The organism is Lacisediminihabitans sp. H27-G8, from assembly GCF_046156175.1.
Classification (GTDB): Bacteria; Actinomycetota; Actinomycetes; order Actinomycetales; family Microbacteriaceae; genus Lacisediminihabitans.
The window spans coordinates 283,049-296,724 of the sequence record NZ_JAYLVL010000002.1; the positions used below are offsets into that span (position 1 = coordinate 283,049).

General features: G+C 67.9%; 18 protein-coding genes. 6 read left to right on the top strand and 12 right to left on the bottom strand.

Features of this window, described 5'->3' with window-relative positions; translation table 11 throughout:
• Window positions 1-19 precede the first annotated feature (19 nt).
• From VLI63_RS06180 to VLI63_RS06205, 6 genes are all read left to right on the top strand, one after another.
• Window positions 20-658 carry a hypothetical protein gene (locus VLI63_RS06180; RefSeq protein WP_409155996.1) on the top strand — a complete coding sequence of 213 codons (639 nt, stop codon included), beginning with the start codon at window positions 20-22 and terminating at the stop codon, window positions 656-658.
• Window positions 658-1,383, top strand: coding sequence for a hypothetical protein (locus tag VLI63_RS06185; RefSeq protein WP_409155997.1), 726 nt, complete (start codon window positions 658-660; stop codon window positions 1,381-1,383). The genes VLI63_RS06180 and VLI63_RS06185 overlap by 1 nt, the downstream gene beginning before the upstream one ends.
• Entirely contained in the window at window positions 1,383-1,595 is a 213-nt protein-coding gene (locus VLI63_RS06190; RefSeq protein ID WP_409155998.1) for a helix-turn-helix domain-containing protein, read from the top strand. The genes VLI63_RS06185 and VLI63_RS06190 overlap by 1 nt, the downstream gene beginning before the upstream one ends.
• A gap of 158 nt (window positions 1,596-1,753) precedes the next feature.
• Window positions 1,754-2,383 carry a helix-turn-helix domain-containing protein gene (locus tag VLI63_RS06195; protein ID WP_409155999.1) on the top strand — a complete coding sequence of 210 codons (630 nt, stop codon included), beginning with the start codon at window positions 1,754-1,756 and terminating at the stop codon, window positions 2,381-2,383.
• On the top strand, window positions 2,380-4,008 hold the full coding sequence (locus tag VLI63_RS06200; RefSeq protein WP_409156000.1) for an MDR family MFS transporter: 1,629 nt from the start codon (window positions 2,380-2,382) through the stop codon (window positions 4,006-4,008). Before VLI63_RS06195 ends, VLI63_RS06200 begins: the two co-directional genes overlap by 4 nt.
• A 131-nt stretch (window positions 4,009-4,139) precedes the next feature.
• A complete protein-coding gene (locus VLI63_RS06205; RefSeq protein WP_409156001.1) occupies window positions 4,140-5,132 on the top strand; it encodes a pirin family protein in 993 nt (330 codons plus the stop codon).
• On the opposite strand, the gene VLI63_RS06210 is transcribed toward VLI63_RS06205, so the two are convergent.
• From VLI63_RS06210 to folE, 12 genes are all read right to left on the bottom strand, one after another.
• Entirely contained in the window at window positions 5,116-5,319 is a 204-nt protein-coding gene (locus tag VLI63_RS06210; protein WP_409156002.1) for a hypothetical protein, read from the bottom strand. The two genes, VLI63_RS06205 and VLI63_RS06210, sit on opposite strands and share 17 nt — an antisense overlap.
• 33 nt (window positions 5,320-5,352) lie before the next feature.
• Window positions 5,353-5,484 carry a hypothetical protein gene (locus VLI63_RS06215; RefSeq protein WP_409156003.1) on the bottom strand — a complete coding sequence of 44 codons (132 nt, stop codon included), beginning with the start codon at window positions 5,482-5,484 and terminating at the stop codon, window positions 5,353-5,355.
• Window positions 5,481-6,980 carry a lysine--tRNA ligase gene (gene lysS, locus VLI63_RS06220; RefSeq protein WP_409156004.1) on the bottom strand — a complete coding sequence of 500 codons (1,500 nt, stop codon included), beginning with the start codon at window positions 6,978-6,980 and terminating at the stop codon, window positions 5,481-5,483. Before lysS ends, VLI63_RS06215 begins: the two co-directional genes overlap by 4 nt.
• A 176-nt stretch (window positions 6,981-7,156) precedes the next feature.
• Window positions 7,157-8,020 carry a pantoate--beta-alanine ligase gene (panC, locus tag VLI63_RS06225; RefSeq protein ID WP_409156005.1) on the bottom strand — a complete coding sequence of 288 codons (864 nt, stop codon included), beginning with the start codon at window positions 8,018-8,020 and terminating at the stop codon, window positions 7,157-7,159.
• Window positions 8,021-8,066: 46 nt separating this feature from the next.
• Window positions 8,067-8,792, bottom strand: coding sequence for a Rossmann-like and DUF2520 domain-containing protein (locus VLI63_RS06230; RefSeq protein WP_354574526.1), 726 nt, complete (start codon window positions 8,790-8,792; stop codon window positions 8,067-8,069).
• Complete coding sequence (locus VLI63_RS06235; protein WP_409156006.1) at window positions 8,789-10,342, bottom strand: PH domain-containing protein; 1,554 nt, start codon at window positions 10,340-10,342, stop codon at window positions 8,789-8,791. The genes VLI63_RS06230 and VLI63_RS06235 overlap by 4 nt, the downstream gene beginning before the upstream one ends.
• Window positions 10,339-10,818, bottom strand: coding sequence for a PH domain-containing protein (locus VLI63_RS06240; protein WP_409156007.1), 480 nt, complete (start codon window positions 10,816-10,818; stop codon window positions 10,339-10,341). The genes VLI63_RS06235 and VLI63_RS06240 overlap by 4 nt, the downstream gene beginning before the upstream one ends.
• Window positions 10,819-10,828: 10 nt before the next feature.
• Window positions 10,829-11,311 carry a DUF3180 domain-containing protein gene (locus tag VLI63_RS06245; protein ID WP_409156008.1) on the bottom strand — a complete coding sequence of 161 codons (483 nt, stop codon included), beginning with the start codon at window positions 11,309-11,311 and terminating at the stop codon, window positions 10,829-10,831.
• Window positions 11,312-11,324: 13 nt separating this feature from the next.
• Window positions 11,325-11,837, bottom strand: a complete 513-nt coding sequence (folK, locus tag VLI63_RS06250) for a 2-amino-4-hydroxy-6-hydroxymethyldihydropteridine diphosphokinase (protein WP_409156009.1) — start codon at window positions 11,835-11,837, stop codon at window positions 11,325-11,327.
• An 11-nt stretch (window positions 11,838-11,848) separates the two neighbouring features.
• On the bottom strand, window positions 11,849-12,244 hold the full coding sequence (folB, locus tag VLI63_RS06255; protein WP_409156010.1) for a dihydroneopterin aldolase: 396 nt from the start codon (window positions 12,242-12,244) through the stop codon (window positions 11,849-11,851).
• Window positions 12,241-13,092: a dihydropteroate synthase gene (gene folP / locus VLI63_RS06260; RefSeq protein WP_409156011.1), complete on the bottom strand. Its 852-nt coding sequence runs from the start codon at window positions 13,090-13,092 to the stop codon at window positions 12,241-12,243. Before folP ends, folB begins: the two co-directional genes overlap by 4 nt.
• A complete protein-coding gene (gene folE / locus VLI63_RS06265; protein WP_409156012.1) occupies window positions 13,089-13,667 on the bottom strand; it encodes a GTP cyclohydrolase I FolE in 579 nt (192 codons plus the stop codon). Before folE ends, folP begins: the two co-directional genes overlap by 4 nt.
• Window positions 13,668-13,676: the final 9 nt, after the last annotated feature.

Sequence of the window (13,676 nt, forward strand, 5' to 3'; positions counted from 1 at the left end):
TTGTCGTTAGGAGAGCATCATGTCGCAGGTCGACCAACTCGCAGGGAAGGGGCCGCTCGTGGCCGTGAGCCGCGCCACCGTGTGGGGATTCCTTGCCCTCGCCGTGGCCGCGGGACTTCTCGCGCTCGCCTTCGGACTGGGCGGTGTCATTGCTTCGCTGACCTCCGGAACGACACCGCTTACCCTTGCGCTCGACCACGGCCTCCCCGCAGCGGCAGATCGCGGATCCGCCTCCATCGTGAGCGGCGGCTATGACTCAGCATCGGTTGTGGTCTCCGGTCTCAACTCTGGCACCGTCGCGCTCGCGACGATCGCGCGCATCGCCGGTGTGCTCACCCAGGCCGCGATCGCGGCATCCGTCGCCCTGCTCGCTTGGCGGCTGCTTCGCGGACGTGCGTTCCGGCGATCGCTCAGTCTCATCGTGGCGATCTCGGGTGCGATCCTGCTGATCGGTGGGCTGCTCTCCGGAGGACTCGGGCTTCTCGCGGCCTGGATGACCGCCGACCAGCTCAACGGCAGCAGCACGGTGGACGGGTTCTGGCCGATCATCGGCACCGTGGATGGAACGCCCCTGGGCATCGGCGTGTGCCTGCTGCTGGTCGGGCTCGCCTTCGAATACGGCGAGCGCCTGCAGCGCGACACCGAGGGGCTCGTCTGATGGCTCGCGACACGCTCGTCCCACGCAAGCCCTTGCTCCTTCGTGTGATCTATTGGGTCGCGGCACTCGAGGCTGTGCTCGGCACCCTTTTCACGCTCCTGTCTGCCGGAGTCGACCTGTTCGCACAAACAGTTGCTGTGGCAATGCCCGTGCAGTCGTTCTGGCCCGATCTGAAGCCGTCGGTGCGACTCGACCCCGCACCCTTGGCACGTGTTACTGGTGGGGGCTTCGAAATGGCCAACGTCAGCCTCACCGGAATCGGGCTGGACGCACGGATCTGGCTTGCCGCCGCCCAACTGTTCCAGGGCACGATGGCCGTCGCAATCGGGGTCGCCGTCGCGGTGCTGGCCGCACGATTGCTCCGTGGTGATCCATTTGGGCGGGTCCTCTCTAAGACGGCCTTCGGCACCGCCACCACGATCGGCGTCGGTGGCATCCTCTGGCAGGTCTGCAGTGGCGTCGGGGGTCTCCTCGTCTCTGCGCAGGTGCTCAGGGTCACCGGGTGGAGTATCGACAACAGGGATCTTGCGCACGACACCCTGAACGAAATCGGCTGGCCACTTCCGGCCCAGGGTCTGTCGATCGAATTCTGGCCGATCGGCGCAGCGCTTGCGATCGTGGCCATCGGGATCGCTTTTCGTTACGGCGAGACCCTTCAGGCGGATGCAGAGCGGCTGCGACGGCAGAAACTAGCGCTGCAGCGCGACACCGAGGGACTCATCTGATGGAGGAGGAGACCGGAGTGCACTGCCGGCTCGACGAGTTGCTGGAGGCTCGAGGGATGACGCTGACGAGACTCAGTGAGCTGGTCGGGTTGAGCATCGTGAACCTGTCCGTGCTGAAGAACGATCGGGCCCGCGCCATCCGCTTTTCCACGCTCGCCGCCATCTGCAGCGCGCTGGAGTGCGAGGTAGGGGAGCTGCTCGTCGTGACGTAACAACTGAAACGCAGGAGATTCGCCACAAAGCACCGCTACTCGCGGCAATGGGGCTCCCATTCGGTGGCAGATCTCCTGCGTTTTTGAACTCGTGAAAGCAGTGCACCCCCGCAAGTTTGCAGTTTGCGATGTTTTGCAGAGTGTGCAAGAATGCATTCATGAACGAAATAGCTGACGTCGGGATCCGCGAGCGCAAGCGCGCCGCGACCTTCCGCACGATCTACGCGGCGGCGGCAGAGCTCGCCCTCGAAGTCGGGCTCGAGCACGCGACAGTCGACGCCATCAGCGACCGGGCAAACGTGTCCTCCCGCACCTTCTTCAACTACTTCGCGTCGAAAGAGGATGCCGTGCTCGGCATCGATTCCGGCGAGGTCAGCGAAGAGGCGATCGCCCACCTGTCGGACAACCGCACCGACGATGTGCTGCACGACGTGGCATCGCTCGTGTACTCGGTGATCGTGGACTCGACCATCGTCGACGAATCGGGAGACCTGCGCCGGCGCGTGCTCGAGAAGTACCCGCAGCTGCTCACCCGCCAGATCATGCGGGTGAGTGCGATGGAAGACCGTCTCGGCCTTGTCGTCGGCGACTGGCTCAGCACCGAACCGAAATTCGCGAGCTACACACCGGAGGAACGACTGGAGGCTGCGCAGATCCTGCTCAGCGTCTGCCTCGCGGCGATGCGCGTCGCAATGAAGAAATGGCCGCGCGACACCTCGAGCGACCCACACGAGAACTACACCCGGGCAGTCGACCTGCTCCGCACAGTACTGGAGAGAGTTTCATGACAACCACCACGGTCACCCCGACCGCCAAACGCAACGTACTGCTGGTCTTCGCCGGCCTCATGGTCGCGATGCTGCTGGCATCCCTCGACCAGACCATCTTCTCCACCGCGCTGCCGACGATCGTCGGCCAGCTCGACGGCGTGAGCCACATGCTCTGGGTGACCACGGCCTACATCCTGGCCTCCACGATCGTGATGCCGGTCTACGGAAAGCTCGGAGACCTGATCGGGCGCAAGTCGCTCTTCATCATCGCCATCGCGCTCTTCCTCGCCGGATCCGTCGTCGGCGGCCTCGCCGACTCGATGACGGCCCTCATCGTCGGTCGCGCCATCCAGGGCCTCGGTGGTGGTGGACTCATGATCCTCGCCCAGGCGATCATCGCGGATGTCGTGCCGGCCCGCGAGCGCGGCAAGTACTCCGGGATCATGGGCGCGGTCTTCGCCGTCTCCTCGGTCGCCGGCCCGCTGCTGGGCGGATTCTTCACCGACGGGCCCGGCTGGCGCTGGGCGTTCTGGATGAACATCCCCCTCGGTGCGGTCGCCATCGCCTCCGCCGTGTTCTTCCTCAAGCTGCCGAAGGGCACGACCCGCAACCCGAAGATCGACTACGCCGGGATGTCGGTACTCGCCCTCGCGGCCACCTGCCTTGTGTTGTTCACCACCTGGGGAGGCAACACCTACGACTGGAACTCGCCCATCATCATCGGCCTCATCGCCGGCACCGTCGTCGCGGCCGTGGCCTTCGTGCTGATCGAGCGTCGGGCCACTGAGCCGGTGATCCCGTTGCACCTGTTCAAGAACCGCAACTTCAACCTGACCACCGCCGCCGGGCTCATCACCGGTGTCGCGATGTTCGGAGCCCTCGCCTACATGCCAACCTACCTGCAGATGGTGACCGGCGTCGGCGCGACGCAGGCCGGCTTCCTGATGATCCCGATGATGGGCGCGTTGCTCCTGTCCTCCATCGTCTCCGGCCAGATCGTGTCGAAGACCGGACGGTACAAGGCGATCCCGATCATCGGCACCGTGCTGGTCGCCGTGGGGTTGACGCTCCTCTCGACCCTGCTGGCCACCACGGCCGTGTGGATCATCTGTGTTTACCTCGCGATCATGGGACTCGGGCTCGGCATGAGCATGCAGATCCTGATCCTGGTGGTGCAGAACTCGTTCCCGGTCGCACAGGTCGGCACCGCGACCGCGTCGAACAACTTCTTCCGCCAGATCGGTTCGTCCCTCGGGTCGGCCATCGTGGGAAGCCTCTTCGTGTCCCGCCTCACGGCGAGCCTCGCCGAGAACCTCCCGGCGGGAGCGGCGGGAGGATCGGGTACCGACTCGCTGACCCCGGCGGTTGTCAATGCGCTGCCTCAGGGCATCCGCAACATCATCGTCGGCGCCTACAACGAGTCGCTCGCGCCGATCTTCCTCTACCTGGTGCCACTCGTGCTGGTCGCCGCGGTGCTCCTCGCGTTCGTGCAGGAGAAGCCGCTGGCCACCACGATCGACCGCGGCGAGACGGGAACGGATGCCTCCGGCACGCCGGTTTCCGACGTCGCGAGTGCGCCCGCTGGCCCGGCCTCGATGCGGGTGCCGGTGCTCGCCAACACGTCGGCCGCGTCGACCGCCTAACGAGGCGATCGAAATCGAATGGCCCGGATGCTTCGTGAACCCGGGCCATTCGGCGTCGGGCCTCCGGACGAACGCCCGCCTGCTCCCATCGAGCCGCCGCCAAGCTGAACTGACCCGCGTAGCATTTCGCCATGAGCAACCTCGAAAAGCATCCGGCTGAGCTGCTCGAGGATCCGGCACCCCCGTCGTCGAGAGCCGTCGAAATCTTCGAGCCTCGGGATGTTCCCCTCGGCGGACCCCGCGCGATGTCCGTGCGCCGCACTCTCCCGCAGCGCCGCAAGTCGCTCATCGGCGCCTGGTGCTTCGTGGACCACTACGGTCCGGATGTCGTGGCGGAGACCACCGGGATGGTCGTGCCGCCCCATCCGCACACCGGCCTGCAGACCGTGAGCTGGCTCTTCGCCGGAGTGCAGGGCAACGGCGAGATCGAGCACCGGGACAGCATCGGCAGCCACGCGCTCGTGCGGCCGGGCGAGCTCAACCTGATGACGGCCGGGCACGGCATCGCCCACTCCGAGGTGTCGACGGCCGCCACTGCCCTTCTGCATGGTGCCCAGCTCTGGATCGCGCTGCCGGATGACAGCCGCGACCACGCACCATTCTTCGAGCACTTCGCACCGTCGCCGGTCGACTTCGACGGCGCCACCGTGCGGGTCTTCATCGGGTCACTGGTGGGGCAGCACTCCCCCGCCACCGTCTTCAGCGGGCTGGTCGGCGCCCAGCTCGACCTCCCCGCCGGAGCATCCCTCGCCCTCCCGGTCGATCCGCGCTTCGAACACGCGGTGCTCGTGGATGCCGGCGACCTGCGGCTCGATGGCGAGCCGGTGCCCGTGTCACATCTCGGTGCCGTCGGCGTCGGCCGCGACATCCTGCACCTGGAGGCCGGCGACGCGCCCGCTCGCCTGCTGCTCATCGGGGGCGAACCCCTCGGTGAGAGCATCGTGATGTGGTGGAACTTCATCGGCCGCAGCCACGAGGAGATCGTGGCGTTCCGTGCTGACTGGCAGGCGGATGTCGTGGCGGGCGCGGACGACGCAGGTCGATTCGGCAGCGTGCGCGGCTATGCGGGCAGCCCGCTGCCGGCGCCGGAGCTTCCGAACGTGCGGCTCAGGGCTCGCGAGTAGCCGAGCTGGGAGCGGCCGCGTTCTCGGCATCGAAGCGGGCTCGTTCCTCGGCTTCGATCTCGGCGTAGACCTTGCGTTCCGTGCGGTCCGCGCGGAAGATCGAGCGCATCACGAGCCAGAAGATCAGCCCGAGCAGGATCGTCGGGATCAACGAGTACGCGGCGTTGGCCCAGAAGTTTTGGATCACGTGAACAGGATACGTCGTGAGGCTGGGCGAACGTCAGCCATGCTGCATGATGCCGATGACGCCCTGGATGATGGAGTAGACCCCGACCCCGGCGACACCGATCCAGAGCATCAGGCGCGTGCGCGAGGGCTTCTTCGGATCCGTGGGCTCGAGGGAACTCATCACTTGACCAAGGGGAAGAGGATGGTCTCGCGCACACCGAGGCCCGAAAGAGCCATGAGCAGGCGATCGACTCCCATGCCCATGCCCCCGGAGGGCGGCATCCCGTATTCGAGGGCGCGAAGGAACTCCTCGTCGAGACGCATCGCCTCGGGATCGCCCGCGGCCGCGAGCTTCGCCTGCTCGACGAAGCGTTCGCGCTGGATCACGGGATCGACCAGTTCGGAGTAGCCGGTCGCCAGCTCGAAGCCGCGCACGTAGAGGTCCCACTTCTCGACCAGGCCGGCCTCGGTGCGGTGATCGCGCACCAGCGGGGAGGTGTCTACCGGGAAATCCATCACGAACGTCGGCCGCGTGAGGCCCGGCTTCACGAAGTGCTCCCACAGCTCCTCGATGTACTTGCCGGGGGTGGGCTGGCCCACCTCGACGCCCACGCTGTCGGCGTAGCCGCGCAGCTCGTCGAGCGGGGTGTGGGCCGTGATCTGCCAGCCGGAAGCCGCGTTGAGCGAGTCGAGCATGGAGATGCGGTCCCACTCCCCGCCGAAGTCGTACTCGGACCCGTCGGCCAGCGTCACGACCAGGCTGTCGCCGATCGAGAGTGCGGCTTTCTGGATCATCTCCTGGGTGAGATCCGCCATCTGGTTGTAGTCGCCGTAGGCCTGGTAGGCCTCCACCATCGCGAACTCGGGCGAGTGCGTGGAGTCAGCGCCCTCGTTGCGGAAGTTGCGGTTGATCTCGAACACCCGCTCGATGCCGCCGACGACGGCCCTCTTGAGGAACAGCTCCGGCGCGATGCGCAGGAAGAGTTCCGTGTCGAAGGCATTGCTGTGGGTGACGAAGGGTCGGGCGGATGCTCCGCCGTGCATGGTCTGGAGCATCGGGGTCTCGACCTCGATGTAGCCATGGTCGGCGAAGGTCTTGCGCAGCGAGGCGACGGATGCCGAGCGGTCGCGCACCATTCGGCGCGCACCCTCCCGGGCGATCAGGTCGAGGTACCGGGCGCGCACACGGGTCTCCTCATTGAGCTCAACGTGGAGATTGGGGAGGGGGCGCAACGTCTTCGCCGCGATCTTCCAGTCCTTCACCAGGATGCTCAGTTCGCCCCGGCGGCTGGAGATCACTTCACCCGAGACGAAGAGGTGATCGCCGAGATCGACGAGGTCCTTCCACTCGGCGAGCGAATCCTCGCCCACCTCGGCGAGGGAGACCATGGCCTGGATGCGGGATCCGTCGCCGGACTGCAACGACGCGAAGCACAGCTTGCCCGTGTTGCGGAGGTGGACCACACGGCCGGCGAGACCGACGGTGACGCCGGTGGCGGCATCCGTTTCCAGGTTCTCGTACTCGGCGCGCACCGCCGGGATGGTGGTGGTGATCGGCAGCCCGACGGGGTAGGCCTCTGCCCCGGAGGCGATGAGGCGGTCGCGCTTACCGAGGCGCACCCGGGTCTGCTCGGACAGCTCCTCTTCAGAGAGTTCGGGTGCGGCGGTCTGGTCGGTCATGCGTGTGCTCCTGAGGGTTGCGGCTCGACGAGTTTACCGGCGCCGCTCGGCCGCCGTGCCGCCGGGCCGCCGGGCCGCGGGTCTGCCGCCGGTATCCCGGGCCATCGCGGACACTCCGGGCCGGCGTGCCGACCCGCTCGGTCCGCGCTGGCCCGTCGAACGAGCAGGCGCGAGGCTCAGGAGTGGACGCCCGTGAGGAAGATCTCCTCGTTGTCGATCAGTCGCGTGGTGCCGACCCGGGCCGCGACGAGCACGACGGCCCGCCCCTGGTAGCCGTCGTCGACGGGGAGGAAGGTGCCCGGGTCCACGATCACGAGATAGTCGAGCTCGACGAGATGCTCCCCCATCAGCACCGATTGAGCGGCGGCGAGCACAGCGTCGATACCGCGATCGGCGGATGACTCGGCCGCCTCGAGCGCGAGGGAGAGACCCCGCGCGGCACGCTTCTCCTTCGCGTCGAGGAACCGGTTGCGGCTCGACAGGGCGAGACCGTCGTCCTCGCGCACGGTCGGCACGACGTCGACCTCGATGGGGAGGTCGAGATCGATGATCATGCGCTTCACGAGGAAGACCTGCTGGGCATCCTTCTGGCCGAACAGGACCACGTCGGGCCGGGCGATGTTCAGCAGCTTGGAGACCACGGTGAGCACGCCGTCGAAGTGGCCGGCCCGGGTGCGGCCCTCATAGAGCGAACCGATGCGGCCAGCGGTGACGCGGGTGTCGCTCGCGCCGCTCGGGTACATCTCAGTGACGGGCGGGGCGAAGACCGCAGCGATACCGAACGGTTCCAGCTGCGCGAGATCGTCCGGCAGGGTGCGCGGGTAGCGGTCGATGTCTTCGCTCGGGCCGAACTGCAACGGATTGATGAAGATCGAGACGATCACGACGTCGGCGATCGTGGATGCCCGGTGAACGAGCGCGAGATGACCGGCGTGGAGTGCGCCCATCGTGGGCACGAGGGCGATGCGCTTGCCCGCGGCGCGAGCCTCCGCGGTGATGGTGCGCAGCTCGGAAATGGTCTCGGCTACGGCGATGGGCATCCCTCGATGCTAGTGCCCCTCGACAGCCTCGCCACGAGGACGGCGCTCACCCCCGACGGCGCAGCGCGTTCTCCACGGAGGATCGCACGAGAGGGCCGAGCACGGCGCCCGGCATCTCGATACCGATCGAGGCGAGGAGACCCGTCGCCTGGTCGACGATCGCGCTCGAGAAGCTCGTAGCCGTGGCGATCGCCTCGGCGTAGGCGGCGCGATCGTCCTCCGCGATGATGATCGGCTCGCCGCCCATCTCCACGACGAGCGCCTGCCCGATCGGCTGCACCGGGCCGGGTGCGGTCACCGCGAAATAGGCGCCGACGAGCTGCGCGATGTCGATGGTGGTGCCCGTGAAGGAGACGGCGGGATGGATGGCGAGGGGGATGACCCCCGCAGCGACGGCCGGAGCGAGCACCGCCGTTCCGTATTCGGCCGCGGTGTGCAGCACCAGCTGTCCCGGCTGCCACGCTCCCGTGGAAGCGAGCCCGGCCACCAGCGCCGGGAGCTCCGCAGCCGGCACCGCGAGGATCACCAGTTCGCTGCGTTCGATGATCGACGGCACGTCGAGAATGGGCACGCCATGCAGCATCGCCTCGGCGCGTTCACGGCTGGACTCCGAGATCGCGGAGATTCCGACGACGGCATGTCCGGCCCCCGCGAGCGCTGCGCCGAGCACGGGGCCGACCCGACCGGCGCCGATGATCCCGATGCCGAGTCGACCCGACCGGCGCCGGGCATCCTCCTCGCGGTCTGCGGCGGGAACCGAATCGAAGCTCATGCGGGGAGCTCCCCGGATCGCCAGCGGTGCGAGGTGTCGGCTTGGCCGGCGCGAACGGCGAGGTCGGAGACCTCTGCGAAGAACGCGAGGGCGGCGCCCTGGTCGACGGCGCCGAGCTCGGCGGTGATGGGGCCGTGAACGGTGTGCAGGTGCACGGAGGCGAGGCGCAGTCGTCGCAGCAGCGGCCCCTGATGCAGCCCGACACTCTGCAGCCGCGGCTGCGGCACGATGATCAGTCGGCGCCAGATCGCTCCCTTGCGCAGCACGAGCGATCCGGGCACTATCGCGAATCCGTTGCGTCTCCAGGAGAACGGGCGAAGCCATGCTGCGCGCCGCGGCGAGTTCGTGAAACCGTCGGCGCCCCTCGAGGTCATCCCGCTCTCGATGAAATGGCTGGTCTCATCTCCGATGAAGTCCGGAAGCATGAGCCCCAGCACCGCGGTGACATCCGCAAGGTTGCCCACGGGCAGGATGGTCGTGTTCGCCTGGTTCGCCGAGCCGCGGCTCGAGGTGTGGCTCGCCCGGTTGACCCGGATCTGCCACCAGCCGGCCGGCCGCCAGAGCAGCGGCTGGCTGACCTCGATGGAGTGGATGCGACCGGGCGGCAGGGTCTCGTTGCTGGTGGAGAACAGTCCGAACCCGACCCGCACGCCATCCGGTGTCCCGGCGATCGTGTAGCGGAGCGACTGGGAGAACTTGCGGGCGTAGTACCCGCCGAAACCGATGACGCTCGGGAGTGCGAAGAACAGCACGAAGAAGTCACCGCTCAGCGAGATCCAGATCGTGGCACCGATGACCACGAGCACCGCGATCACCGTTCCGGTGCCGAGGAACATCGACCCGAACAGCCGGCCGAGGTGGATCTTCACGACGGACTCCGGCGGAGCGGCATCCGGGTCGAGTTCGGGGGCGAGCAGTTCGTTCACCCTCCGGTCGATCAGGGAACCCGTCACCACTGCGGCCACCTTCTCGGCCGCCCGGGTTCCGGAGGCACGGCGCAGGATCTCCCGGCGCAGGTCGTCCGCCGCCGCCGAGCTGAGGTAGGAGAGCTGCACGTTGGCGTCGTTGCCGGCCTGGCTGATCTCGAGCTTCGCCGCGCCGAACAGCCGCGAAATGAAGGGGCGCACGATGTTGATGCCCTGGATGCGGTCGAGCCGCGCCTTGCGGTTCGTGCGGAAGAGGATGCCCGAACGCACCTCCACCACCTCGCTGGTGATGCGGAAGGTATGCATGCGCCAGGAGACATAGAAGCCCGAAATCAGCACGACCAGCAGCAGCGCGACGCCCCCGAGCACCTGCAGGATGATGCCGTGGCTCACGACGTAGTCCACCGGATCCCCGCCGTCGTCGAACCGCGGCAGGAACATGCCGAGCAGCCGTTCCCGCAGGTTGCTGACCACGTAGCCCAGCACGACGATCAGTGCGAAGCCGCCCTTGAGCAACGGCGTGGCCGGATGGAGACGATGCCACTCGCCGTCGGTGAGCCGCGCGATCACTTCCGGCACAGCCGCCGGCGCCGCTGCGGGCACCGAGATCTCGGGTTCGCTCACAGTCCCGCCCTGCGACTCTCCGCAAGCGACACCAGATGGTCGCGCAACTCCTCGGCCTCCGCCTCGGGGAGACCGGGGATCGTCACCCCCGCGGCGGCGGCGGCGGTCACGAACTTGAGTTCGCTCAGCCCCAGCCCGCGGGCGATCGGGCCCCGGTTGATGTCGACGAGCTGCATGCGCCCGTAGGGCACCGCCACGAAGCGCTGCCACATGATGCCGCGGCGGAACAGCAGATCATCCTCTCGCAGCTGGTAGCCGATGGACCGCACCCGCCGCGGGGTCAGTGCGAGGTTCACGATCGAGATGGTCGCGAGCACGCCGAGCACCACCACGGGAATCCAGACCTGCAGCAGGAACATGATGACCCCCGCCGCAAGCACCACCACGAGGAATCCGGCGCCACCGACCAGTTCGACCCAGACGAGCCGGGGGGAAACGCGCCGCCAGGTCACGCCGGGGAGTTCGAGTCGATCCATGGTGCCCACCCTACGGCCGAACCCTCACGGTGCGGCCGCTCTCGTCGTCATCGTCGTCGTCCGGCGGGATCGTGCACATGCTCTCGGCGATCAGCCCGCCGGCCAGCAGGCCGGCCGCCCCGACGAGCGTGACCACCGCCTGCGCGACCGAGCCGAAGCCGGGCACCACCGAGCGGCTGAGGAGGTAGACCAGCACCCCGGCACCGAAGCCGGCAATCAGCGAACCGCCCAAGGCGCTCGCCTTGGAGAGCACGAGCACCCGGGTCGAGTAGAACGGGTCGATCGGCTGGGAGGCCTTGCCCCGGGTCAGCCGACGGATCGGCAGAGCAAGCACCACCACCATCACGCCGATGGCAAGGAGAGCGATCCCGAGGGTGAGCGGCGGCAGCACGATCGGGCGACCGGAGGCGGCGAGCGCGGCCTCGACCAGTCCGCCCGCGACGCCACCGATCAGCGCGAGCAGTATGAGGGTCGCGGCATTCGTGCGTTTCATGGGCTTTGTCGTTTCATGATCGATCCCACAGGGGCGCGGCGTCGTAGGCCCACACGTCATCGGAATCGGCGACGGCGAGCGCGTCGATGCGGCCATGCCCGCGCAGTGAGGCTTCCGCGTCCACCTGCAGCCACGGCACGATCACGAACGCCCGCTCCCAGGCCCGCGGATGCGGCAGGGAGAGGTCATCCGAGTCCCGCTCCATCCCGCCGAAGTCGATGATGTCGAGGTCGAGGGTGCGGTCGCCCCAGCGCTCGACCCGCACGCGCCCGTGGTCCGCTTCAATGCGATTCAGCTCCACGAGCAGCGCCTCCGGGTGCAGGGCGCTCTGCACGAGCATCACCGCGTTGAGGTAGGCGGGGGCCTCGGCATCCGTTCCGGTCGGCTTCACGGCCTGCGATTGCACGATGCCCGATACCGCGGTCACGCTGATCCCATCGAGGGCGGCGATGTCGTGCACGGCGGCGCGCAGGTTCTCCTCGCGATCCCCGAGGTTGGAGCCGAGCGCGATAACGGCAGGGAGCACGATCCGACGCCTCACGACGGAGACCCGGCCGGGCGACTGCGGGTGATGGTCACCGAGACATCACCGAACGGCACGGTGATCGGCGCGGCTGGCTTGTGAATCGTGACCGTGACACTTTCGGCGCGCTCATAGCCCAAGGCGATCGCCGCGACCCGTTCGGCAACGGTCTCGATGAGGTCAACCGCGTCGGCCTGGACTGCCGCGTACACGGCCTCGGCGAGCTCGCCGTAGTGGATGGTCTTGGTCACGTCGTCGGACGCGGCAGCCGGCGCGAGATCCACGGCGATCTCGAGGTCGATGACGAACTCCTGGCCGTTCTCCCGCTCGAAATCCAACACACCGTGGTGGGCGAAGATGCGCAATCCGGTGAGGCGGATGGTGTCTCCGGGCAGTGCTCGGTCGCTCATGGCTGCATCGCCTCCCACACGTCGAGGGCGTCCCTGGTGGCCGCCACATTGTGAACTCGCACTCCCCACACCCCGGCCTGCGCGGCGAGGGCGCTGATGGTCGCGGTGGCGGGGTCGCGCGCAGAGGTCGGGGCATCCGGCGGCACGAGCGCCCCGAGGAATCTCTTGCGGGAGGCCCCGATCAACACCGGGTACCCGATGGTGTTGAGGGCGGCGATGTTGGACAGCAGCTGCCAGTTCTGCTCGGCGGTCTTCGCGAACCCGATGCCGGGATCGAGGATGATGCGATCCGGCCGCACCCCGTTGACGATGAGTTCGGCGACGCGGTTCTTCAGCTCGTTGCGCACGTCACGCAGCACGTTGCCGTAGTTGGTGCTCGGCCGGCTCGTGTCACCCGGTGCGTTCGGTCCGCGCCAGTGGCTGGCGATGAAGTGCAGCCCGGTCTCGGCCACCACCCGCGCCATACCGGAATCGGCCAGTCCCGCCGAGACGTCGTTGATGATCACCGCGCCGAGTTCTGCCGCCGCCCGGGCTGTCGACGCATTCATGGTGTCGACGCTCACCGGGATTCCGCGATCGGCGAGCGCCTCGATCACCGGCAGCACGCGGCGCTGTTCCTCGATGGCCGACACGCGTTCCGCCCCCGGGCGGGTCGACTCTCCGCCGACATCCACGAGCTGTGCCCCGGCCGAGACCAGCTCCTCGGCGTGCGCGACCGCGGAATCCAGCTCGAGGTAGTCTCCGCCGTCGCTGAACGAGTCGGGGGTCACGTTGACGATGCCCATGATTCGGGGGCGGGTGAGGCCGATCGGGCGGTAGGGCCGCAGGGAGACGAGTTCAACACTCACGCGGGCACTCCGATCAGCGCCATGATCTCGGCGCGCTCGACGGGCTCGGAGAGGATGCCTCGGCTCGCGAGGGTGACCGTCGTGCTGCGGGTCTGGCGGCCCCCGCGCGCCGTGACGCAGCCGTGGGTTGCGTCGAGCACCACGAGCACGCCGCGGGCATCGAGCCCGGTCTGGAGGGCATCCGCGATCTCCTCGGTGAGGCGCTCCTGCAGCTGAGGGCGCGCGGCGAGCGTCTCGACGACCTGCGGGAGAGCCCCGAGCCCGACGATGCGGTCCTTCGGGAGGTAGGCGACATGAGCGACCCCGGTGAACGGCAGCAGGTGGTGTTCGCACATGGACCGGAACTCGATATCGCGAAGCAGCACGAGCTCGCCGATCTCCGACGAGTCCGCCGTGAAGTCCGCGCTCGGGGCGAGGTGGTCGAGCGGATCCTGCGCGAGCCCGGCGAAGAACTCGCCGTAGGACTGCGCGATCCGCTTCGGCGTGCTCGCCAGGCCTGGCCGTGCCGGATCCTCGCCGATTGCGGCGAGGATCTCGAGCACGGCAGCCTCGATCCGTGCGGTATCGATACTCACGTGTACGAG